Raw genomic sequence first — 20677 nt, forward strand, 5'->3', positions numbered from 1 at the left:
CCTTCTCTATGTGCGTAATTTGTTCTCTCAAGAGCTCAGCCCGCCCGGTCAACGCTTCTCAAACCCTGTTTAATCTCCCACAGACTCGTTTAACGCCGTCCGACCCATGCAACGATACCCCGCCACCCTTACGTCGCTTAGAACGGCTCTCAGGCGCCCAGCATCATGGATAGGATCTCGTCCTCCAGGATCTCCAGCACCTCGCGCTCGTCATCCTTGCCGAGCCCCAGGTAAGGCCGGGCCGGGGTGTTGCCGGCGAAGCTGTGGGCGCGCACATTGGACCAGACCGGAAACTTCAGCATCTGTCCGAACGCCTGGGTCACCAGGCGCTGGTGCGCGGGCACCTGTATCTGCATGCCCTGGGTGCCGAACTGGTGGGCGGCGGCGTAGTCCTGGGTGGCAGGCCCGGTGCTGACACCGGCCTCGTCCTTGCCCCAGAACGGATAGAGGGTATCGCGCAGGTGCAGGGTGGCACCGTGCAGCGTCTTGCCCGGGATCGGCAGTGCGGTGCGCGAGCCGCCGATGTTGTAGCCCTGATCCTTCTGCGCCTGGGTGGCGGGCGATACCTTGGCCCAGGCGACGCCATCGGGCCCCTGCTCGCTGTCGAAGTGGTCACGGGTGCGGCGGTGCAGGTACTCGGCGATCTCGATGTTTACCGGGGTCAGGTCGCTGGTCAGCGCGATCAGCCGATTGATGGTGCTCTGCAGGTTGCCATCGTCGTATTCAACGCTCAGGCTATTCTCGATACGGGTACGGGCACCGGCCATGTTATTGCTCCCCTTTGTTATTCACTTGCGGGCCACGTTGATACAGCCGCACGCCCTGGCGCAGTGCCGCCAGCTCTGCCTCGGTGGCGGCAGCCGTGGCTCCATGCCAAAGCCCCTGCCCGTGCACCCAGCTCATCAGCAGCTGCTGACCTTCGGCGGTAATCCAGCGCGACAGGTAACGGCGGGTTAAACGGTATTTACCGGGTATTGCCAGGTCGGGTTCGAGCGCCGCCCAGATTTCATCCGGCTGCTGGATGGCCTGGGCCAGCAACGGCAGGTACTGCGGATCGATAGCGCCGCCTTCGGACGGGGCCTGGATACGGCGGCCGCTGGCATCCTGGAACAGCTGGTCGCTGATCAGCAGCGGCTCGCCCAGCACATCCTGGAACACCTGGTGTTTTTCCCTGGTCTTTTCCGAGCGAGAACCCTTGCCATGAAACTCCGCCACAAAGGCGTCTATATAGGCATCATCGCTCAGGCCTGGCTCCAGCAGCTGCTGCGGATTCACCTTGGTGGGTGCCGGCAAGGGGGTGTCATCGGGATGGCCAAAGGGAATGGTGCCCTGCCCGACGGGCCACTGCTTTACCTGGCGCGGGCTGTTATGGCGCAGCCAGCTTTCACCGGGGCGGTGATCAAAACCGGGATCAATACCCAAGGGGATCTGGCGCACCTCTCCTGTGCGCTTGTCGACATACTCGCGGAATTCATCCGCTGGCGCCGTATCGGGGGCTGTCTTGCCTAGGCGCTTGAGTTCGCGCTTGGATACCGGCAGCTTTTTGCACTTGCAGCCATAGCCGTTGCTGGGGCTGTGCAGGTTCCACCAGGGATCGTCGGCGGCCAGCACCAGCCGGTCCCAGGCCTTGTGCTGCGGGCGGTAGTTCTCGGCGCCGGAGTGGCGGTATTCCATATAGGGGAAGCGGGCGCGGTGCGCAGGGTCGGCCATCTGGATTTCACGGCCGGCGTTGTAGGCCTGGCGCACGTTAGTCTCGTAGATCAGGCGCGAGCGCCAGCCCCGGCTGCCCTTGTAGTCCCAGCCATGGCTGGCGACCAGCTGATCGAAACGCTCACGAAAGGCGGCCAGGGTTTCGCCCTGCTCGATGGCGGCCGCAATGGCGCTGGCGAAGCCCTCCACAATGGCCTGCCTGTTGGCGCCCGCCACCATAAAGGCATGGTCATGCTGCGCACCGTACACATCCTGCCAGCCGGTGGTGGGCAGGCCGAGCTTCTGGCTGAAGTAGCTGATGGCCTCATCGAAGGGCCGCGCGCCGATATCGGTGGTTGCACGCGGGGGCATTAGCGGGCGTCCTGCAGCAGCTCATAGCGGCCCGCCAGACTTGCCAGGGTAAGCGCCTGGCCCATGGCCTCGGTGAGCGCGGCGGCGTCCAGGTCCAGCGCCAGCAGCCCGGCCTGCAACGCTTCCAGGCTGTCGGCGGACTCCACCAGGGCACGAATCTGATCCAGCCAGCCGGACACCGCATCGCCTGCGGCACCGTGCAGCTGCTCGCTTAGCTGGCCGGCGGTATCCTTTTCATCACCGGCCTTCAGCGCTGCGAGGCTGGCGTTGCTTTTTTCAGGTTCAGGCGCGGGTGCAGGCGCTTGGGTGGCCAGCGCCAGCACGGCCTCGCCTTTCTGCGCCTGGGGGATGCGGGTTTTCTCGTGTACCCAGTTCACCGGGATCTGCACGCCCAGCTCAACCAGGCCTTTCAGCGGGCCGGAAAACTGCGCCAGGTCTTCGGGCTCGTTAAGATCAAACACCAGTAGTGGCGTGCGCCGTGGGGATCTGTAGCTTTTGCCGTTGAGCATGTACAGCGGCAGCACCAGGTCACGGGTGAGCGTATTGCCGAGGCTCTTGAGGTCGGAATCGCGGATCTCCTGGCGCACCTCGTTATGCACGTTGCCGAGTGCATTGGTGGAGCTTTTGCCATCGGCCTGGCTGGTGAGGGTGCCGCCGAGAATCGCCTTGCTCTGGCTCTTCTCGCACCAGTTGATCATGGCCATGAAGGGATCGCTGGCGCCGTCGGCGGCTTTTTCGAACTCGATATCCATGCCCCGGGGGATGATGCCGCCGGCATTGTGGCCGATGCTCATCACGGCGCGCAGCAGGGTCATCTTCTCGCGCTCGCTGGCACCGGCCGGGTATTTGCCCAGGCGCAGCGGCAGGCCGTAGATCTCCAGGAACTCGGCCAGATCGCGCACGCTGTAGTTCTTGAACAGGAAGGGCCAGGCCAGCACGCGGGCCAGGGCACGGCGCGACAGGTAGCCGGACTTCACCCGCGCCTGGTGGCTGATCCAGCTGAAGGGCCGCAGCTCCATGCCCTCATGGCTGCCATCGCGCAGGCGCAGTTCGTTGCGCCGGTCCGGGTGGGCCTGGAACCAGCCGGGGTCGCGGTACTCGGTGGCGGTGACAAAGTGGGTGTTGTCGGCAAAGTCCCAGGACAGCTCCAGATTGGCGAAGCCCTTGAGGATGGCATCGCCGCAATCGAAGATGCAGTCGTCCAGCCAGGTAGCCGAGCGCAGCAGCTCCTCGATCTGCTCGGCATCGCGCTGTTCCTCTGCGCTGGCGCCCGGCGGCGGCTCGATGTTCCAGTCCGGCCCCTGCCAGGCCAGGCGGCGCTTGCCCAGCTCGCTCTGGATGTGGGCGTCTTTCTCTTCCATGTCTTCGGCCAGCTCGCACTGGCCGATCAGATCGCCCTGCTCGGCATCGCGCAAAATACCTGCGAGCCTGGCCGGTGTGAGCCCACTGGACGGGTGATCGGCATAGTGGCGGTGCAGCTGCGCCAGCTTTGCCTCGGTTTCGGTCTGTGGTTCGGCCAGCTCGCCCAGGTCAAAGGGGCGGCCGTTGATATCCAGAATGCTGCTGTGAGCCATTACCAGGTGCCTCGTTGAAAACTGTTTAAGTAGTCGTCGCTATCATCATCGGGCTCGCCCTTGCCCGGCAGCGCGGTGAACTCGATGGCGCTGCCTTCCATATAACTAGCGCGTACCGCCATGCACATGGCCACGGCCGCATCGCCGTGGCGCTGCTGGCCATCGGTTCCCTTGCCGCTGCCCTTCTCGATCACCGGCACGCCTTTAACTACCTGGATCTTGCGCAGGTCATTCAGCACATCGGTGGTCTTGGGGATCTCGATATCGGCGTCTTCGAACTTGGCCTTGAACTTGGGCATCCACTCGCGGTACCAGGGCAGGTTCAGCTGCACCTGGTCCACCAGATCGGTGCCGAACTGCAGTGCCGCCGCTTCCGCCAGGTAACCGCCGTTGCCGGTGGCATCGAAGGCCGCACCGGTGAGCCGTGGCAGGCGGCGCAGGATATAGAACATGAACTGCTTCTGGCTTTCATAGGGGCAGTTGCGCAGCTCCAGCAGGAACGGGAAACGCAGCCGGGTATCCGGCAGGATGATCAGCGGGGCGAACACCGACAGGTCGCCCTTGCGCGCAAAATCCTCACCAAAGGCATGGGAGTGGTCCGGGCTCAGCGCTTCCAACAGCGGATTCAGGTGGGCCTCGCACCAGTCGTCAATCTCCGCCAGGCGCTGCTGATCGGACCAGAGCATGAAGCCCTGGGGCGCCTCGAAGTGCAGCACTGGAATATCAGCCCGCTGCGCCCGCTCGATCAGGCTGCGGTTGATATAGGCACCGCCGCCCTGCTTGGGTACACAGCCGTATTCCTCCAGGGCATCTTCTTCGGTGGCGGTGTCTTTGAGCAGGCCCGCCTGCCACTCGTCCTCGGCTTCCTGGCTCCAGGGCTTGCGGGTGATCTGGCAGATGCGCTGGTACAGACCCTGGGTGCAGGCATCGTCCAGGGTGATGGTGTGAATGCTGTAGCGTTTGCGGCCGGCCAGGCTGTCCTGGATGAGCTGGTTAAACAGATTATCAACGCCGTTGTGGGTGCTGATCAGGCGCACCCGCGAGCCCCACATGGTGAGTGCCAGCGCTGCTTTCAGTACCTCGGCCAGGCGATCGTGGAAGGCCGCTTCATCGATGGTGACGTTGCCCTGCATGCCGCGCAGGTTGCTGGGGTTGGAGCTGAGCGCCTGTACCTTGAAGCCCGACGCAAAGTAGACAACGAAGGTTAGAATGTCCTTGTCGTCTTCGTGCAGCACCTCTTCCTGGATCTCGCCGGCGGCCCGGTCGAATGCCTTGGCCCACATGGCGGCGGCCTCTATGAACTCCCGCGCCATCTCCTTGTTGCTGCCCACATAGAAGTGGTTGCAGCCGCCTTCGTTCCTGGCGGTGGCGGCACAGAGGGTGGCGTCGGCCGCTTCTGCCCAGGTGAGCCCGGTGCGGCGCGATTTCTGAGCGATCTTCAGCGCCGACGTATCGGCGATCCAGCGCTTCTGGTAGCCCAGTAATACCTCGCCGGCATCGAACTGCTGCAGATCCTGCAGGTTGCTGGCGGCAATGGCGCCCAGCGGCTGGTCGGTGATGGGGGCGTTCATCAGGCAATCCCCAGGATCTGCTTCTTGATGTCAGCCACGCCGGCGGCGGTGAGGCCGGCCGCCTTGGCCAGGGCGCCGGCGGTTTCGGCGGCTTCTTCGGTGGCCAGGCGGCGGATCTCGCGCTCGCGCTTCTCGTTGACGCTGCTGGCTTCTTCCAGGTGCTTGATGGCCAGGGCCAGCTCTTTGAGCAGCTTGGGCGGTATGGGGTCGTCGCCTTCGCTCATGGTGAGGGCGGTTTCGAACGCCATGGTGCGGGTGAACTCGTTGAGCATGGCGCCGACCTTGCCCTGGGGCTGATTGCCCAGCTTGCCGATCCACATGTCCGCGATCTGGCGGGACTGACGCATCTTCTCGCCGATCTGGTCCATGCGCTGGCTGTAGCGGTTGACGGCGCTCTTGCTGACGCGGATCGGGTGGCCTTCCTCGCTCAGCAGCTGGTTGACCCGCTGGGCGGTTTCCAGCTGGGTGACGGCCGGGTCACGCAGCAGTTCGTGCAGGGCGTCGCGGATATCGTCGGGCAGCTGGTCGATGCTGCTGGCGCGGGCCATCTCAGGCTCCCGGCCCGGGGCGCTTGACGCCCGGTACCACGGCCTTGCCCTGGGCGACATCGAGGCCGCGCTGGGTCAGGGTGACGATCAGCACGCTGTTGATCGGCTCACACTTGAGCAGATCCTGTTCGGCCAGCCAGTGCAGCTCGGTGTGCAGCTTGTCGCGGCTGACCGAGTGGCCGTACAGCTCGATGCCCTGCTGCAGGATGCTGGAGTTCACACGGTAGTCGGCATCCTCTGCCAGCAGTCGCAGGATCACCAGGCGGCGATCCTCTTGTTCAAACGTATCAAACGCCATGGCAGTCGCTCCTTCTAGGCCTTGCTGTTCATCAGGTAATCGTGGATGCGGTCCAGCGTGCTGGTGACGCGGTTGAGCGTGCTCTGCACGCCGGATACCTCGGCCTGCAGCTTGGCAAAGTCGTCGTGGGTAGGGGTGTGGCGCAGGCCCTCTTCGGCGCGGGTGAGGCGCTGTTCCTGCAGTTCCTGGCGTTCGCCCAGCTTCTGGATCAGCCGGCGGTTATCGGAGCGGCCCCGGTCGATCCAGACAAAGATCATTACGCCCAGGGTCACGATCCACTGCACCACATCGAGCCAGAATTTAGCGTCCATGCTTGCGCTCCGTTATGCCCTGGCAATGAAAGCAGCGGGCGGCATTGGGCTTGGCGGCCAGCCTGGCGGGCTGCACGGGCTCGTCGCAGTCGATGCAGAGCACCCGGCCGTCTACCACCGTTTGCGGCGGTTCGGGGCGCAGCCTTGCGGTGTGGGCCTGGTGCGCGGCCTGGGTGTTTTGCTGCTCACGCTCCTGGGCGCTGTCGTAAAGGTCGGGCATTGTTATTCCTTGCGCAGGGCTTGCATCAGGCTGGGGGCGGTTTTCTCGACACTGCGGCCCACCACATAGCCACCCAGGCCGATCTGCAGCAGCGTCCAGGCTTCGTCGGACAGGCGAAACGCCGTCCATCCCATGGTGTCGAGCACTACCAGCAGCAGGAAGGTGAGCATGGTGATCGGCCGCCAGCTGCGCTGCAGCCAACTCTGACCCTGGGCCTCGGCAATAATCACCGAACTCTTGGCCGCCAGCAGTTTGGATTCGTACTCAATCAGGGTCTGGCTGAGTTCGGACTGCAGGCCAAAGAGCGCGGCCTTGGCCTGCAGGCGCTCTGCATCCGAGGTGTGGAGTTTGTCCACCATTTCGGTGACCGGGGTGACCAGCGCGGTAATTGCGGACCAAATCGGATTTGCCATCATCAACCTCCTACCAGGCTGCACAGATAGAGCACGGCGCCCGCGACAACCGCTGTGCCACCCACGTGCAGACCTTCCTTCTCCCTGCGCACAGCGCCCACCACGCAGGTCAACAGCCCGCCCGCGACAATGAAGCCGGCAATGATTTCCAGCGGGCTCATGGTTAAAGACTCAGCGCGAAGCGCTGCAGCAGGAATAACCGGCGATGCCAGCCACGGATAAAGGTCAGCTGGCTGGCGTCGTCGATACACAGCTGGGTGTAGTAGCGGGCACGGTAACTGAGGAAGTCGGCCAGGCGGTCGTTGTCGACATACTGGGCCTTGGCCAGCGTCTTGGGTCCGATGATACCGTCGGCATAGGCACCGATGGCCTGCTGTAGAAAACGGATCGCGTCTTTGGGGGCGTGCTGCACGGCGGCATCAAACACCAGCACAGCCAGGGTGCCGGGCAGTTCGTCGCAGCGGCAGGCATCCCAGTAGCGTTCGCGGTAACGCGCGATGGCCTGCTCGCGAGTTGGCGGCCAGTCCATGTCCTGGTTCCAGCGGCGCGCCAGGCCGTACCAGGTATCCCCGCCCTTATCGGCAGCATCGTTGCTGTGCTCGCCCTCGATGTCGGGACCCAGCAACCAGTTGACGGCGGGTTCGAAATAAGCGGCCATAAAAAATCCCCGGTCTGAAGTTCATAGCGTTGAACTTCAGTGTGCCGGGGATTGAGGGGGGCGTGGTTTAACGTGGGTTGGAGGATGTTGAATACAGGTCCGTTGCAGCATGACTGGAAAGTGCAACAGTGTCTGGCGGTACAGTAACGCAGTGGTACTATGAAGCTCTAACCCTGAATAGCCCGATGAATAAGGACACTCATAGATGGGAGCGACATCGACCTTTCATCTGTACATTGATGACACGGGAACCCGTTGCCCAGATCGAAAAACGACGGTCACTCGCTCTGATGGTATGGATCACTTCGCGTTTGGTGGATACCTTGTTGCTGCAGAAGACATCGATCATATCGATCAGCAGCACGCGCAACTGGTAACCGATTTCGGCCTCACTGGGCCTCTTCATTCAACGAAAATAAGAGGTAAGAAAGGAGCCTTCAGCTGGCTTAGGTGTGAGGACGATAGGTCCCGGGCTTTCTATGAACAGCTAAACCAGTTCGTTATTACCGCACCCATAGTTGCCACCGGATGTGTTGTGGACCGCCCAGGCTATGTCGCACGTTACCTAGAAAGGTATGACAACAAAAAATGGATGCTATGCAAGAGTGCCTACAGCATTCTAATTGAGCGTGCAGCCAAATACGCGAAGAAGCATGACCGAAAACTTGCTGTTTATGTCGAGGCGACTGGAAAGCGGGAGGATGCGTTGCTGAAGCAATATCATGTGGACATTGTCGACAATGGCTTACCGTTCAACCCTGCCACATCGGGAATCTACGCGCCGCTCGAACCAGCAGACTTCAAGAGCATTCTACTCAAGACCCCCAAGTTCGTAAAAAAAGATAGTGGCAGAATGCAGCTGGCGGACTTAGTTGCGTACGCGGTTGCAAAAGGCCAGTACGACTCAAGTTACCGGGCCTATGAAGAGCTGCGCAAACATAGCCGCCTGATTGACAACGTCCTGGAAGACGAAGAAGCAATCCGTGCTGTAGGCATCAAGCGGTACTGCTTTGACAACTGACAAACGCCATAAGGGTTATTACCAGCAAAAGAAAAGGGGACGCCAGGCAAGCTCACCCGACATCCCCCGTCCCCGCCGTCTTTGACGACGCGCGATCTCAATTGATCATGGTGCACATTATTGGCATTTTTTGCAGGATAACCAATAGTTTTTTGCTATATGCAACAAAAGTAAAATTAGTCGCCGCCACCAAACACAACATATTGCGCCCCTTGATGATCACTTAGCACTATATGTAGATTTATTAGACTTTAGTCTAGTGTCTTGCGGATTACGCATAACCTGTATCCGAGTCAACTCCCACCTCCTAAAACAACGCCGGCTGCACCTTCTTCATGTGCAGACCACGCTGCTCCTTGATGATGCGGTACACATGCTGGGTACTGATCTTGTAGCGGGCGGCCAGATCGTCGGGCACGATGCCGCGGTCGTGCCAGTCGCGGAACAACTCGACATCACGCACCGCCTGCTTGAAGCGATCGCCTTTTGGGATATACACATGGCGGCCACCGCAGTACATCGACTGTTCGGCCATCAGGGTATGGGCGATGCTTCTGGCTTCGTCGGCGCTGTAGCCCCGGCGCTGCATCGCAGCCTGGTAGATATCAATCAGGGCCGCCAAGTCGCGGGGCCACTTCTTGCGTACCTCATCGGGTATCTCGTCCAGGTGCTCCAGCAGGTCGTCGTTAAAGCTGTGATCGCCCAGCAGCTCCTGCTGCTCTTCCTCGCGGCGTGTTCTGGCGGGTTTATTCGACATGGGGCAACTCCTTGAAGGCACGGGCACGCCACTTTTTGAGCGCCTCCAGTACACGGGCAGCCAGCTGCTCATCACGCTGCAGCCATTCCAGCTTTTCCACACCCGCGCCGCCGTTGAGCTGGGCACTCATGCGCTTGGCATAAGCGGCGAGCGCGGCTTCGGAGCCATCGCGCACGATGCCGGCCTGGTGCATCTCGATCCAGATGGCCCGCATCACGTCGATCACCTGGCCTTTTGAGCGCGGGCTGTAGTAGCCCTGGCGGGTGGCGCCACTCCTGCGGCCACGGTGTTGCTTGAACCCCGCGTTCTCCAGCTGCTTGATCACCTGGTACAGCTCCGCCAATGCCATGTCGGAGCAACTGCGCTTGCCGGTGAGGTTCTGCAGCATGTCGCGGTAGGTGTCATCATCCAGCCCCAGCTGCTTTTTGCCGATATGAATCTGCGCCAGGGCCGCTTTGCGGTTGTCTTTTTGCGGGTGTTTCATGTCGTTTAAACCTCGATTAACGCGTTGCATTGCAACCAAAAGCGCACTGCTGGAATTCGCTTTTGCGTTGCATTTTTAGGACTTTTTCCTAGGGCCTGATTGGCACCTGCCTGCTTTACTGCAACTTAGACGCGAGCAGCGTCCCAATGGAATGCAGGCAGGCTTAGGATGGCCCGAAACATTCCACGCCGCGCCCGGCTTGAACCTCCAGGGCGCGGCGCCTTGGCTCACCTATCCCTATCCATGATTGCAACCCAAAGTGCACTGCCTGAATTCGCTTTTGCGTTACATTTTTAGGACTTTCTCCTAGGGCCAGATCAGCGTCTGGCTGCTTAACTGCATGGCAGACGCTCCATCGTCCCAACGGAATGGGGGAAGGCCACGGATGGCCCGAAGCATTCCACGCCGCGCCCGGCCTAAGTCTCCTGGGCGCGGCGACCCTTACAGCCCTCCTCTATTGCCTCCACTGCCGTTTACTACTTCAAAGCGCGGCCAGATCCAGCGAGATAGGCCGGAACTGATCATCCGGCCCCACGCGCTCATACAGGCGGATATAGGTCTTGCTGCCGGTCACCTGGATACTGTCGGCAATGGCATCCATGGCCTGGCGCCACTGCACATCCTCAATGGCCAGGCGGCGCAGACCCAACACCCGGCCTGTACTGATCTTGCCTTCCTTGTCGACCTGAAAAGCGTGGGTTACCAGCGCCCGGATCTCGGCTGCCGAGCCCTGGGCCCAGCGGTTGATGCACTGGTCGATGAGTTCCTTGGCGACCTGCAGGCGTTCGTCAAACACCAGGTTCTCGCTGATGGCGCGCTGGATCTTGTAGCGACCATCGAAACTGGTGAGGGTGACGTTGCCCTTCTTGCCGCCCACCTGCACGTCGTAACGCTCGGCGCCGAGGTCGATAAAGGCTTCGATATCGCCCAGGGTTGCGAGTTTGAACTCCGCCATGGCCCGCTGCAGGGCCAGCGCTTTACCGACAATCTCGCCCACCAGGTCGTTGCGGGTGAGGTCGATTTCATCGATCTTTGATACCGGCACCAGGCGCCCGGCCTGGTCTTCCAGGTAGCCTTCTGGAATGTGCTGCTGTACGGCGGTGTTCATGCGCTGATCCTCTGCTGGTTGCTTGCCTGTTGCTCTTCGGCCACTCGCTTGCACAACCCCAGCAGCTCGCGGTGGGGTATCGCAAAGGTGGTGCCGTTAAATGCCATCTGATCGATCACCTCGCACAGGATGGCGCGGGTGGTGCTGCCGTTGTCGTACCGGTCCAGGGCGGCGTTCACCTCCTCCTCGGGCACCTGCCTGGCACGCGCCAGCTCGCAGGTGCCGCCCCCTGCCCGCAGGCTGTGCTGCAGCACCAGGCGGCCGTGAATGAACGATTTACCCAAATCAACGATGTAGTACTGAACTGCTGCCATGATTCTGTTCCTTCAGTTAGTTGCGTTCGATCCAGCGCACCTGGCAATCACTCACCAGCGCCACCCGCTCGCACTGGCGCCGGCCGTTCTTGTTGATCCACTTGCTGACCGCGTGCTGCAATTTCTGGCACGCCCGCCCTTCGATAATCTCGATCAGTGGCCAGGGGCCATCGATGCTGATCGCGGTTACCGTCAGGCCATTGGTTTCCAGTACATTCACCGCGCGCGTCGCCCTTACCAGCTTCTCCTTGATGTGCTGGTTCTGAATGTTCATGCCCGTCATCACTTGCTCTCCTTGTGCTGCATCTGCCAGAGCAGCAGGTTGTACTGGGTGGCGATACGGCTTAGCTCACGCTCCAGCAGTTCCACGTTTTTGCGATCATTGTCGCCGGCCATGCGCCGGCAGAACGCGATCTGGTCATCCGTTTGATAGGGCCGCAGGCCGGTGTCTGACTGCTGCACGGCGCCGCGCTGCGCTTTGGCGGTCGCCTCCAGTTTCGAGTGCAGACACCCCGCCCGACAGGCGCGATACAGCCGCACCCGCTGGGGGTTGGTGGCCGAAAACGGCCGTTGCTGGTGTGCCTCGCACTCATGTATCGGGATGATGCCAAGCACCGGGCATTCGACCGTCCGGTCCATGTAGTGCCCTTCCACCTTGCGGCGCAGATCCGCAGGCTCTGCCGGGTATTTCCCGCTGAGCACCTGGCTGATCATGGTCTTGCTGACTCCCAGTTCCTGCGCCACGCGGCTCTGGGAGCTGCTCGCGACCTGCTTGCGCAGTACTTCCAGCCAATCACTCATGCTCTGCCTCCTTGTAGGGGTACAGGGTGTTACGGGCCGGGCAAAAAACACCATCATTGCGCACGACCGGGTGCGGATGGCCGGCATCGACATTGAGCCGGAAGATTGCAAACTCGCCATCCTGTGCCGCATGGCGCTTTATCTTGCGTACCAGCCCCGCCCGCTCCAGCCGCTTGATGTAGGCACTGCAAGTGACATAAGCCGTTTGGGCGGTTGCCGACACTTCATTCAGCGTGAAGGTGCGTAGAATGCGGCAGCTGTTCCAGATGCGTTGCCGGGCTGTATTCGGCTTGCGCGAGGTCCTGACCCTATAGCCTGCGCGAGCGCCGGGCTGGTCAAAGACCAGCGGTGTGGCGTCGAGCAGATAATAGAGGGTCGGCAAAGGGCCTCGCCCATAGCGCCAGACCTTGAGGCGGCGTTTTTCCAGCAGGAAACTGAGGAACCGCTTAGCCGTATGCAGGTTCAATCCGGTTGCTGCCGCCATCTGCTGAGCACTAAAACTCCGCGCGCCAGCGGGCAGAGATTCCCGGCTCTCGATGATCCATTTCCATGCTTTGCGTCGTGCCTGACTCACGTTGCAGTCCTCAGGCCACTTGCCGGCGCAGTCCATGGAAAGGCTGATCGCCCCAATGCTCCAGGGTGACAACATCGAGGTCGTTGGCACGGGCCAGCTTCTCGATCTGTGCCAGGCCGATGGTGATGCGGCGCATCTCACCGCAGGCCGCCTGGCGCAGCTGTTCCAGCAACTCTGCCTCTGCGCGGATACCGCCTGCCAGCATGCAGTCGGCCATCACGATGACGTCGTCCAGATCTGCAGGGCGAAACTCCACCCACTCGCTGATACGATTGAAGAACTGCTTGCGGCTGCTGATGCGTTTGGCGATCTGGTCCATGCCGATCAGCACCACCGGCACCTCGGTGGCGTCGTACAAGTCGCGGATGGACTCCAGCAGCTTGATATCGCCCATGAGGTAGTCGGCCTCATCGATAAACAGCGGGCGCTCGTACATGCTCATCTGCTCGATGATGTAATCCACCATGCGGGCGTTGCGGCTCATTGGCTGGGCGCCGAGTTCAGAGACTATGCGGCCCAACAGGCTGGACGACGTATCGTTGGCCCGGGCGCGCACCAGTACGCCGTTCACCTGGTTGAACAGGTAGGCCACCGAGGTGGTCTTCCCGAAGCCTGTGGGCCCGTGGATCAGCCCGATACCCGGCACCCCGTAGGATCGGTTATAGAGTGAATCGAACGCATTCTGCGTGGCAATCACGTTTTTCACCGGTGCGACTATCGCTTTCATCTGCTACTCTCCCTGATGTTTGGCAGGCCCGCTTTTGATAGGGTTGAGCCCGCTGAATGTTGGCCTTTTGGCCACTCTCCGTGGCGCGCTTCAGCTGCTCTTGTGCTGTTTGCGCGCCATGATTTCTTCGATCTGTTTGCCACCAAAGCGGTTATGCCGCTTGTACTCCACCAGGTAGGCCTGTTCTTTCTCGGTCAGCTCACGCTGCAGCGATTGCTCGGCCAGCAGCCGCGCCTTGTCGTGCTCGTTGCGCACCAGCAAGCCCTGTTGCTGGGCTACGGCAGCCTGCTTGGCTTCCATCGCCTCGCGCTGGCGTTTGAGGTGGGCAATCTCGGCTTCGGAATACTGCGGTTCATGGGGTTGGCGCAGCCGATCGGCGGTCTGGCTCAGGGCTGCGATGGCCTCGTTGTTATGCTCGCGGCTCGGCTGCGGGAACAGCGCCAGGCCCTTGGCTTTGTCGGTGAAGTGGTCAATGGCATCCTGGTGCAGGCCGTCCACACCAAAGGTCTTGGCCAGCTCTTTCATCTCGCGGCGGAAGGAGCGCAGCGCCTTGGCGTCTTCGCGCTTCTTGGCGCGGAAGGCATCCGGGCTTACGCCCTGCCCGATCATGCGCACATCCACCGCTTCCACCCGTAGATCCCAGTTGCCCTGGCGGTAGAGGAAGGCGCGACCCACGTCGTTCGGGTCCAGGAACACTTCCACTTTCTGGCCTTTCCATTCGTGATTCATCAGCTCCGGCGCGCTGTATTCGAGCCCGCCACACTTGATCCGGCCTTTCAGTACCCGGGCGCTACCGGCCTGGTTCAGCAGTACATCCAGCGCGCCTTCGTCATTCACTGCCCAGGGTCTGTAGCCGCTGTCGGCGTACTTCTGGAACGGGCTGATGCCCTTCATGCCCTCGCCCTGGTGTGGGCGGTGGTGGTAATACGCATCCAGCCAGTTATCCAGAAACGCCTGCAGTTCTTCGCGGGTTAAACGCAGGTTAAAGCCTTCTTTTTCAGCCTCGCTCTGGCGCTTTTCGGCCAGGCGCTGGGCGAAGTGTTTGGCGGCCTCGATCACTTCCCGGTCTGCCACGTTGTGGCCGATATAGCTGGGCAGCAGCTCGACAATGCTGTGGCTGAGGGTGCGGAAAAAACGCTCGATAAAGGGCTTCTCCCAGCCGCTGTAGGGGTTGGCGCGCTCCTGGTTAATGCCCAGCAGGTTGAATACCCCGGTGGTGCGCCGGCTCACGTAGTCGCTGCCGTTGTCGGTCTTGGCGATGCCGCCCTCGTTGAGCGTGCCCCAGTCGAGCAGAGTCTTGCGCAGCAGCAGGCAGATGCCTTCTGAGTCTGATGTCGGACTCACGATCATTTTCACGCGGCGGGTAAAGCAGTCGATCACCGCGATAATCGAGTGGCGGCCTTCTTTGAGCATCGCATCGACCGGCGTGGAGTCGAACTCCCAGATATCGTTCGGCTGGCTCATCCAGGGGTAGGCCTGTTCCACTGCGCTGCGGTATTTGCTGTTGTAGCGATTCGGGTCTGTTACGTAGGCGATGGCAGCCTGGTTGTCTGCACTCCATTGCACCACCCAGCGGCGAATGCTGGAGGCACTGGGGATCTTCCAGCCCAGCCCGTTCTTGGCGCTGTGCACCTCCAGCAGCTCGCGCAGGTGGCAGGTTTTGCCCGCCAGATGTGGCTTGCTGGTGATGATCGCCCGCAGGAAGTCGCCCATCTGCGGCTGCACATCGATCTTGCTTTGCACGGCGCTTTTGTAGCGTCCGGCCAGTGCCGCAGCGCCGTCTTCATCCAGGGTTTTCTGCCAGCGTCGCAGGCTCATCCAGGACACCGTTGCGACGGTCTCGTACACCCAGCCGGGCAGTTGCAGGTTCTGTGCGCAGTACGCCTTGGCAAAGGCTTTCTCCCCCGCCACCTGCTGGCGGGAACGCATGTAGGGCGCCACAAATGCGGTGCCAGCCTGCAGAATCAGCAAGCGTGCCTCGGCCCGCTTGCGCGCTGTTTCCGGCAGATTGATCAGCTGCTTCAAACCGCTGGCCTGGGCATCCTTGGACACCCGCTTGCGGGCGGTCTGGTCCAGCTCCACCGTCGCCCGGGCCTGTATGGCAATCGGAGACTGCGCAGCGGTTTCTGCATCCCGACGGGCCAGCGCGTACTGCGTTTCTTGCGGCAGTGCGTCAATGTGATATTCCAGGCCTTTGCCCTTCTCACGCTTGCGGTTGATCCAGCTGTCTTTCTTGGCTCGGCGAATCACGCCACTTTTGCTTGCCGGCAGGCCGTCAGCGCCCGCCAGCTCATCGGCGGTAAACCATTCTTTAGCCATTAGCTGCCACTCCCTGCATCGGTACCCAGGAGCGCTTCAAACACGGCCGCTTTGCTGGGACCACATGGCTGTTCTGCGGTATGCTTAGCCTCAGATCGAGCGCGGTACTTAATACGTACGCCGTCGATGTCATAGCGCGTAGGCCAGATCACCGCTGCTGGCACCTCAATGCCCCAGCTAATGACGGTCTCGCCTAGTTCGCTTTGACGCTGACGAGCACTCTTGACCAGCGTGTATCGGCTAATGCCTTTGTCTGGATGCTCTGCATTCCAGGCGCGGGCCAGTCCGGCATAGCTGCCAAAGCGGCGTTTTACGGCACTCTCGATCTCTGTGTAATGCCAGTCGTTGGCGCGGCTGGCATTTTTTAGGCTGTGTAATGTCTTCATGTGGACAAAGATAACGCACGTTCGTACGAATAACAACACGTTCGTGCGCGTCATTTGCGCCTGCGTTTGCATACGCCGGCTAAAAATATTTTTGTTCAATAAATACAAAGGGTTACAAAGATAGTGACCAGTAAGATCAAAAGTGACGCCGCGGTCACATTCACTGATTCTGAAAGTGACGGCTTCGAAATACGCATTGCCGAGCTGATCACGCTGGCTGGCAGCGTGTCGAAGCTCGCACGTATGGCCGGTATTTCAGAATCTGTCGTACGAAAGTGGCGAGATGGTAAATCCGACCCATCCAGGCTGAACTTGGTAGCCCTGTCGGAAGCCACCGGCGTGGCGATCGCCTGGCTCACCAAAGGTGAAGGCCCCATGCGGCCAGACGAAGCAGCTCCTGCGCTGCCAGCTGACTTCGACCGCGCATTCTTTGCGCGTGTGCTCACGGGTATAGAGAGGGGTATCCAGGAAAGCGGGCACCAGTTGGCACCAGACAAGAAGATCGAGCTGGCCTTTGCGCTCTATGACATTTTTCGGGAAAGTGACAAAGAGCCCAGCACCGCTACAATACTGCCCTTCTTGAGAGTAGGAGCTAAGTAGGGAGCGTTATGGAACAACGTATTGCCGAGGCTATAAAGGCCGCGTTCGGCGACCAGGGACAGCGTGAGGCTGCGGCAAACAATAGCCAAAACACCAGCATCACAATCAACGGTGACATCACTATCCAGGTCACCGTTAAAAAAAAGAAAGCAGATTAAACGTAAAACCGTGACTTGAAGCCTGTGTAAACAGAAAAGCCACCCAATCTATACGATTCGGTGGCTCCTTGGCTTTTTCACACATCACCTGGCGCGGATGCCTCACGGGTGGCAATTTTTCACAATCTTCGCGATCGAGTCAACCGCCCGCCCTGGTTCCACACACCGGCCTAGAGCCCACGTAATCCGTGGCCTCGTCCCACCAATTCCCATTGAATCCCGCTATATCCCGGATTTAACAGACTATCTGGTGGGTTACAACAGCGCTGTTGTCCACCGTGCGATTTGTAAACGGTCTGAGCATATTTTTAACCAAGAACAGACCCTAATCTTGCTTAAGGTTTTTTTAGGGTTCAGTGAGCAAAGTCTTAACAACGCCCTGGCAGGCGCAGGCGTAGGCTAAAACGGTCGTCCCTGAAGTTGAGCACTGAGCATGAAACACCTGTATCTGATCTCCACCCTGATGCTGCACAGCGCGCTGCCAATGATCGCGAGCGCCGATGATGCGGGCCCACGGGATAGTGCAGCAATCGAGCGTGGCCGCTATCTGGTTGGCATTGGCGGCTGTAACGACTGTCACTCGAGTGGCTACGCTGAAATCGGTGAGGTAATGCCAGAATCCGAACGCCTGCTGGGGTCGGGCGTTGGTTTCGCCGGCCCCTGGGGCGTGAGCTATCCGGCCAACCTGCGGCTGTCACTTGCACAGCTGGAACCGGAGCAGTGGCGACAGCGCATCCGTGCAGGCGGCCTGCCACCCATGACCTGGCCATCGTTACAAATGATGACACCCCGGGATCAGCAGGCAGTGTATCTGTATATCCGCAGCCTGGGCGCGGCGGGGCATGAAGCCCCCAGCCCGGTGGCGCCGGGCCAGCCAATACCAACGCCTTACATCTTGCTGGAGCCTCTGCCGCCCAATGACGCCTCGGCCATGGCAACTGCGCAGTAGAGACCCGCATAACACACTGGCAGTGCCTGTTGGGCTGGCGGTTAGGTTATTAACCCGGCGGGTTAATACATGAAACAGGGATGTTTCATCATTGGGCCTTCCATTGAACAAGAAGGCCCAATGCGAACCCCATCCCTTCACCCGAGAGAATCCAGCAGGTCCACGCACCTGCGCCCATTCTTGAAGGGTGAAAAGTGTGGGGTGACCGCGTATACGCATCCCTGCGTACGCGGCACACCGTACTTCCTATACATACCTGGCAAATAGGGAGGGAGCCTATTTGCCAGCCGATGTAAATAACAGAGATAGAGGAGACCGAGTGATGCGAGTTGGTCATTTTGTCCGCGTTATACAGGGTAAAACCGACATGCCTGGGCAAGGTTCAGGCTTGGCACACCGGCTTATCCCGTGGCGAAAAGCGGACCCGGCGGGGCTCCGGGGTCCAGGCTTTGCCAGGAACTGGTCCCGTTTTCTGCGCCCCTGGCAGTTATGGCACCGGTGCCACAAGCGCGGTTTACCGGCTGGGTGCCCCCAGGGGCCGTCTGCCTCCCTTGCCGTGACGGCGGGCAAGGACACCCCGCCGGACCCGCGTGCAAGCTTGAGCGATCGTTGGCACCAGGCGGGTTAAGGATTCGCGACCGGCAACAAACGCGCGCTCAGGCGGCGGGGTTCTGGTGATTCATCGGGATCAGTATCAGCGGGCGCTGCAGCACCAGGCGAAAGCGCCCTCGTCCGGTTTTTTCGATGCGCAGACAGGGGCTGCGTTCTGCCAGTCGACGGGTCAACAGAATAAGGCGGGCTTCCAGGTTGTCGCTGATCTCCGGCAGGCCCAGACGGGTATCCAGCCGCAGTTCCCGGTTGCTGAAATCGATGCGACCGCGCTCGGTGTAGTCATTCAGGATACGCCACAGCACGGCGCCGGCCACACCCTTGATCAGGTAGTCACCATCAATAAATACGCTATGATCCCGGTCGTGGTATTCGATGCGTAGCGGCACCGCCGCATCGGTGGCGTTGTCCGTCAGGCAGGGGTGCTCCGGCGACTCGGCATGGGAATTGCCAGCTTCATCGCTCAACTGCAATAGTTCGATAGCGAGCCCCGCCTGGGCGCAAAGCGTGACCAGGGCATCTTCAAGGTCGTAACTGAAGCGGCACTCCTGCTGGCTCTCGGTGTAGATCGCACCGACTAGCCCCCGGATACCAAGCAAGGGTATGGCCATCTGACTGGCGGGCTCAACGAGCCCCGGCAGGCTGATTACCTGCTCCAACGCCGCTACCAGGCCCTCGGCGACGGCCTGCTCGCGCACTGCCCGGGTATAGGCGTACTCGGCGGCGGCATACATGATGCGAATAGGCACCTGTTCCCGCGCGGCGATGCCAATAACACCGACGCCAAAGGGTATTTCCGCACCGATGCCGGACGCCGGATAACCCCGGCTCGCCACCACATACAGTTTGGCGCCGGGATTATCCGCCATCAGCAGCATACTGTGCTCCAGGCCCAATTGGCGGTCCAGGGTATCAAGCAGGCTGTCAAACAGGCCATCCAGGCTGGCGCATTCCTGCAGGCGGTCACTGCACTGGCGCAGTGCCGGCAGAATCGCCCGACCCGGCAGCTGGCGCGGCAGCTCAGCGCCCGGGACGGCTTCGATATCGAGAATACGGTAGACATCGGTACCCCGCAGGCGAAAAACACCCACCAGGCCTTCATGGGAGGCAATACCGGCGAGTTTGGCTTTCATGCGCTCGAACAACGGGCCTTCAGTCTCCGTGCGCAGGTAACGCACCTTGAGGCGATAGCGCGCGGCGGTCTCGGGGTCCACCATCAGCACGGTGGCCAGCGGGTTGGCGAGGATATTTTCCCGTGTCTTGTTGAAAAACTGGAACGACAGCGCGATATGGTGCTGATCTACATACATGACCTGGGAGACATAGGTAACATTGGGCGTTCTGTCGCGGCTGCAGGTCGCGACGCTGGCGGGAATCACCCCTTCCAGACAATTGCGTAGCGCGTCGATACTGAGAAAGGTGTTCATGTCGCCTCGCCTTCTTGCTGCAGCGGCTCACCGGCGTGGGGCCCCGGGGTTTGGCCATAGGCGGCACTGGGCGAAAAGCTGACAGCGACCAGGTCGTCGGGATCTGCACTGTAAAAGGCCCGACTGAATGCTTCTGGCACCTGGTAGCGCTGCAGACGCCTGGCCAGGCAGCTGATGTAGGGCTCAAGGGAGGCTTTGTCGGTCGCCAGCAGCGGCTCGGCACGGGCATCGGCGCCTTTGATCTGCACGGTTTGATGTGTATCCGGCTCATTGAAGACCACGGCGATGCTGCCGTTCGCGCCGATGCATTGCAGCAGGTCCCGTGCCTGGGAGGCCGGTATCAACACGGTCAGCCGCTGGCGGTTGCTGGTAACCCTGGCACCGAGTGCCCAGGCAAGGGTCGATTCACCGGCATCACTGCAGGCGGCAACCACGATGGATAACTGGCTGGTGACAAAGCTCGCCAGCGCAGGGTCTAGCGGTTTTTGGCCGCTGTTGGCGTTCATGCTGCAGGTCCGGCCTGATCTGCTGATGCCCTGATCAGGCGTTGGTCATTCGGTGCTCTAAGCATTGCCGACAATGTGCTTGCAGGCAATGTCCAAAGGCGACATTGATACGACCAGCCGGATAAACCAACAGCTTCCCCCTGTCGGTTCATGCTGTCATTTCGCTTTAGCCTGAAAAATTGGGCACAGCTGCGCAGACTGCCGGCCTTTTCCGGGACGACAAGATGTCGGTCGCACAGCATTCCGCTTTGGGAGTTAGCCCGGTGGGTTAAGACGTTTGTTC

Annotated in this window: 27 protein-coding genes; 4 read left to right on the top strand and 23 right to left on the bottom strand. The window is 60.7% G+C overall.

The genetic code is table 11. From position 1 onward, the window contains the following. Positions 1-149: 149 nt before the first annotated feature. The 11 genes from KDW95_RS04525 to KDW95_RS04575 are packed head-to-tail and all read right to left on the bottom strand — an operon-like array spanning position 150 to position 7654. Positions 150-767: a phage virion morphogenesis protein gene (locus KDW95_RS04525; protein WP_255855086.1), complete on the bottom strand. Its 618-nt coding sequence runs from the start codon at positions 765-767 to the stop codon at positions 150-152. Position 768: 1 nt separating this feature from the next. Further along, positions 769-2061: a PBECR2 nuclease fold domain-containing protein gene (locus tag KDW95_RS04530; RefSeq protein WP_255855087.1), complete on the bottom strand. Its 1293-nt coding sequence runs from the start codon at positions 2059-2061 to the stop codon at positions 769-771. Further along, the gene (locus KDW95_RS04535; RefSeq protein ID WP_255855089.1) at positions 2061-3635 is read right to left on the bottom strand and encodes a DUF935 domain-containing protein; all 1575 of its coding nucleotides are present in this window, start codon (positions 3633-3635) and stop codon (positions 2061-2063) included. Before KDW95_RS04535 ends, KDW95_RS04530 begins: the two co-directional genes overlap by 1 nt. Then, entirely contained in the window at positions 3635-5206 is a 1572-nt protein-coding gene (locus KDW95_RS04540; RefSeq protein ID WP_255855090.1) for a terminase large subunit domain-containing protein, read from the bottom strand. Before KDW95_RS04540 ends, KDW95_RS04535 begins: the two co-directional genes overlap by 1 nt. Then, a complete protein-coding gene (locus tag KDW95_RS04545) occupies positions 5206-5754 on the bottom strand; it encodes a DUF3486 family protein (RefSeq protein ID WP_255855091.1) in 549 nt (182 codons plus the stop codon). The genes KDW95_RS04540 and KDW95_RS04545 overlap by 1 nt, the downstream gene beginning before the upstream one ends. Before the next feature lies 1 nt (position 5755). Then, a complete protein-coding gene (locus KDW95_RS04550) occupies positions 5756-6052 on the bottom strand; it encodes a VpaChn25_0724 family phage protein (RefSeq protein WP_255855092.1) in 297 nt (98 codons plus the stop codon). Positions 6053-6066: 14 nt separating this feature from the next. Continuing rightward, a complete protein-coding gene (locus KDW95_RS04555) occupies positions 6067-6363 on the bottom strand; it encodes a DUF2730 family protein (protein ID WP_255855093.1) in 297 nt (98 codons plus the stop codon). Further along, entirely contained in the window at positions 6353-6583 is a 231-nt protein-coding gene (locus tag KDW95_RS04560; RefSeq protein ID WP_255855094.1) for a TraR/DksA C4-type zinc finger protein, read from the bottom strand. Before KDW95_RS04560 ends, KDW95_RS04555 begins: the two co-directional genes overlap by 11 nt. 2 nt (positions 6584-6585) lie before the next feature. After that, the gene (locus KDW95_RS04565; protein ID WP_255855095.1) at positions 6586-6996 is read right to left on the bottom strand and encodes a 3TM-type holin; all 411 of its coding nucleotides are present in this window, start codon (positions 6994-6996) and stop codon (positions 6586-6588) included. 2 nt (positions 6997-6998) lie between these two features. Beyond that, positions 6999-7157 (bottom strand): hypothetical protein, encoded by a 159-nt coding sequence (locus tag KDW95_RS04570; RefSeq protein WP_255855096.1) that lies wholly within the window; start codon positions 7155-7157, stop codon positions 6999-7001. 2 nt (positions 7158-7159) lie between these two features. Next, complete coding sequence (locus tag KDW95_RS04575; protein WP_255855097.1) at positions 7160-7654, bottom strand: glycoside hydrolase family 108 protein; 495 nt, start codon at positions 7652-7654, stop codon at positions 7160-7162. Between the two features lie 205 nt (positions 7655-7859). On the opposite strand from KDW95_RS04575, the gene KDW95_RS04580 reads away from it, so the two are divergent. Beyond that, positions 7860-8675, top strand: a complete 816-nt coding sequence (locus KDW95_RS04580) for a DUF3800 domain-containing protein (protein ID WP_255855098.1) — start codon at positions 7860-7862, stop codon at positions 8673-8675. Between the two features lie 307 nt (positions 8676-8982). On the opposite strand, the gene KDW95_RS04585 is transcribed toward KDW95_RS04580, so the two are convergent. The 10 genes from KDW95_RS04585 to KDW95_RS04630 form a co-directional block, all read right to left on the bottom strand. Beyond that, complete coding sequence (locus tag KDW95_RS04585; protein ID WP_255855099.1) at positions 8983-9432, bottom strand: Mor transcription activator family protein; 450 nt, start codon at positions 9430-9432, stop codon at positions 8983-8985. Then, on the bottom strand, positions 9422-9916 hold the full coding sequence (locus KDW95_RS04590) for a gp16 family protein (RefSeq protein WP_255855100.1): 495 nt from the start codon (positions 9914-9916) through the stop codon (positions 9422-9424). Before KDW95_RS04590 ends, KDW95_RS04585 begins: the two co-directional genes overlap by 11 nt. Before the next feature lie 481 nt (positions 9917-10397). After that, positions 10398-11024 (bottom strand): DUF3164 family protein, encoded by a 627-nt coding sequence (locus KDW95_RS04595; protein ID WP_255855101.1) that lies wholly within the window; start codon positions 11022-11024, stop codon positions 10398-10400. Continuing rightward, positions 11021-11338, bottom strand: a complete 318-nt coding sequence (locus KDW95_RS04600) for a hypothetical protein (RefSeq protein WP_255855103.1) — start codon at positions 11336-11338, stop codon at positions 11021-11023. Before KDW95_RS04600 ends, KDW95_RS04595 begins: the two co-directional genes overlap by 4 nt. 16 nt (positions 11339-11354) lie before the next feature. Beyond that, entirely contained in the window at positions 11355-11621 is a 267-nt protein-coding gene (locus KDW95_RS04605) for a hypothetical protein (RefSeq protein WP_255855104.1), read from the bottom strand. Continuing rightward, positions 11621-12139, bottom strand: a complete 519-nt coding sequence (locus KDW95_RS04610; protein ID WP_255855105.1) for a hypothetical protein — start codon at positions 12137-12139, stop codon at positions 11621-11623. Before KDW95_RS04610 ends, KDW95_RS04605 begins: the two co-directional genes overlap by 1 nt. Further along, the gene (locus KDW95_RS04615; RefSeq protein ID WP_255856572.1) at positions 12132-12749 is read right to left on the bottom strand and encodes a hypothetical protein; all 618 of its coding nucleotides are present in this window, start codon (positions 12747-12749) and stop codon (positions 12132-12134) included. Before KDW95_RS04615 ends, KDW95_RS04610 begins: the two co-directional genes overlap by 8 nt. Further along, positions 12724-13440, bottom strand: a complete 717-nt coding sequence (locus tag KDW95_RS04620) for an AAA family ATPase (protein WP_255855106.1) — start codon at positions 13438-13440, stop codon at positions 12724-12726. Before KDW95_RS04620 ends, KDW95_RS04615 begins: the two co-directional genes overlap by 26 nt. 90 nt (positions 13441-13530) lie before the next feature. Beyond that, positions 13531-15759 (bottom strand): DNA-binding protein, encoded by a 2229-nt coding sequence (locus KDW95_RS04625; RefSeq protein ID WP_255855107.1) that lies wholly within the window; start codon positions 15757-15759, stop codon positions 13531-13533. Continuing rightward, positions 15759-16199, bottom strand: coding sequence for a helix-turn-helix domain-containing protein (locus KDW95_RS04630; RefSeq protein ID WP_255855108.1), 441 nt, complete (start codon positions 16197-16199; stop codon positions 15759-15761). The genes KDW95_RS04625 and KDW95_RS04630 overlap by 1 nt, the downstream gene beginning before the upstream one ends. 69 nt (positions 16200-16268) lie before the next feature. Between KDW95_RS04630 and KDW95_RS04635 the strand changes: the two genes are divergently transcribed. The 3 genes from KDW95_RS04635 (at position 16269) to KDW95_RS04645 (ending at position 17852) form a co-directional block, all read left to right on the top strand. Continuing rightward, the gene (locus tag KDW95_RS04635; protein WP_255855109.1) at positions 16269-16745 is read left to right on the top strand and encodes a helix-turn-helix domain-containing protein; all 477 of its coding nucleotides are present in this window, start codon (positions 16269-16271) and stop codon (positions 16743-16745) included. Between the two features lie 8 nt (positions 16746-16753). Then, positions 16754-16903: a hypothetical protein gene (locus tag KDW95_RS04640; RefSeq protein WP_255855110.1), complete on the top strand. Its 150-nt coding sequence runs from the start codon at positions 16754-16756 to the stop codon at positions 16901-16903. A 433-nt stretch (positions 16904-17336) separates the two neighbouring features. Beyond that, positions 17337-17852 (top strand): hypothetical protein, encoded by a 516-nt coding sequence (locus KDW95_RS04645; protein WP_255855111.1) that lies wholly within the window; start codon positions 17337-17339, stop codon positions 17850-17852. A gap of 656 nt (positions 17853-18508) precedes the next feature. Here KDW95_RS04645 and KDW95_RS04650 read toward each other — a convergent pair. After that, complete coding sequence (locus KDW95_RS04650; protein WP_255855113.1) at positions 18509-19888, bottom strand: GAF domain-containing protein; 1380 nt, start codon at positions 19886-19888, stop codon at positions 18509-18511. After that, positions 19885-20394 carry a hypothetical protein gene (locus tag KDW95_RS04655; RefSeq protein ID WP_255855114.1) on the bottom strand — a complete coding sequence of 170 codons (510 nt, stop codon included), beginning with the start codon at positions 20392-20394 and terminating at the stop codon, positions 19885-19887. The genes KDW95_RS04650 and KDW95_RS04655 overlap by 4 nt, the downstream gene beginning before the upstream one ends. Between the last annotated feature and the right edge of the window lie 283 nt (positions 20395-20677).

The organism is Marinobacterium rhizophilum, assembly GCF_024397915.1.
In the GTDB taxonomy this organism is placed as follows: Bacteria; Pseudomonadota; Gammaproteobacteria; order Pseudomonadales; family Balneatricaceae; genus Marinobacterium_A; species Marinobacterium_A rhizophilum_A.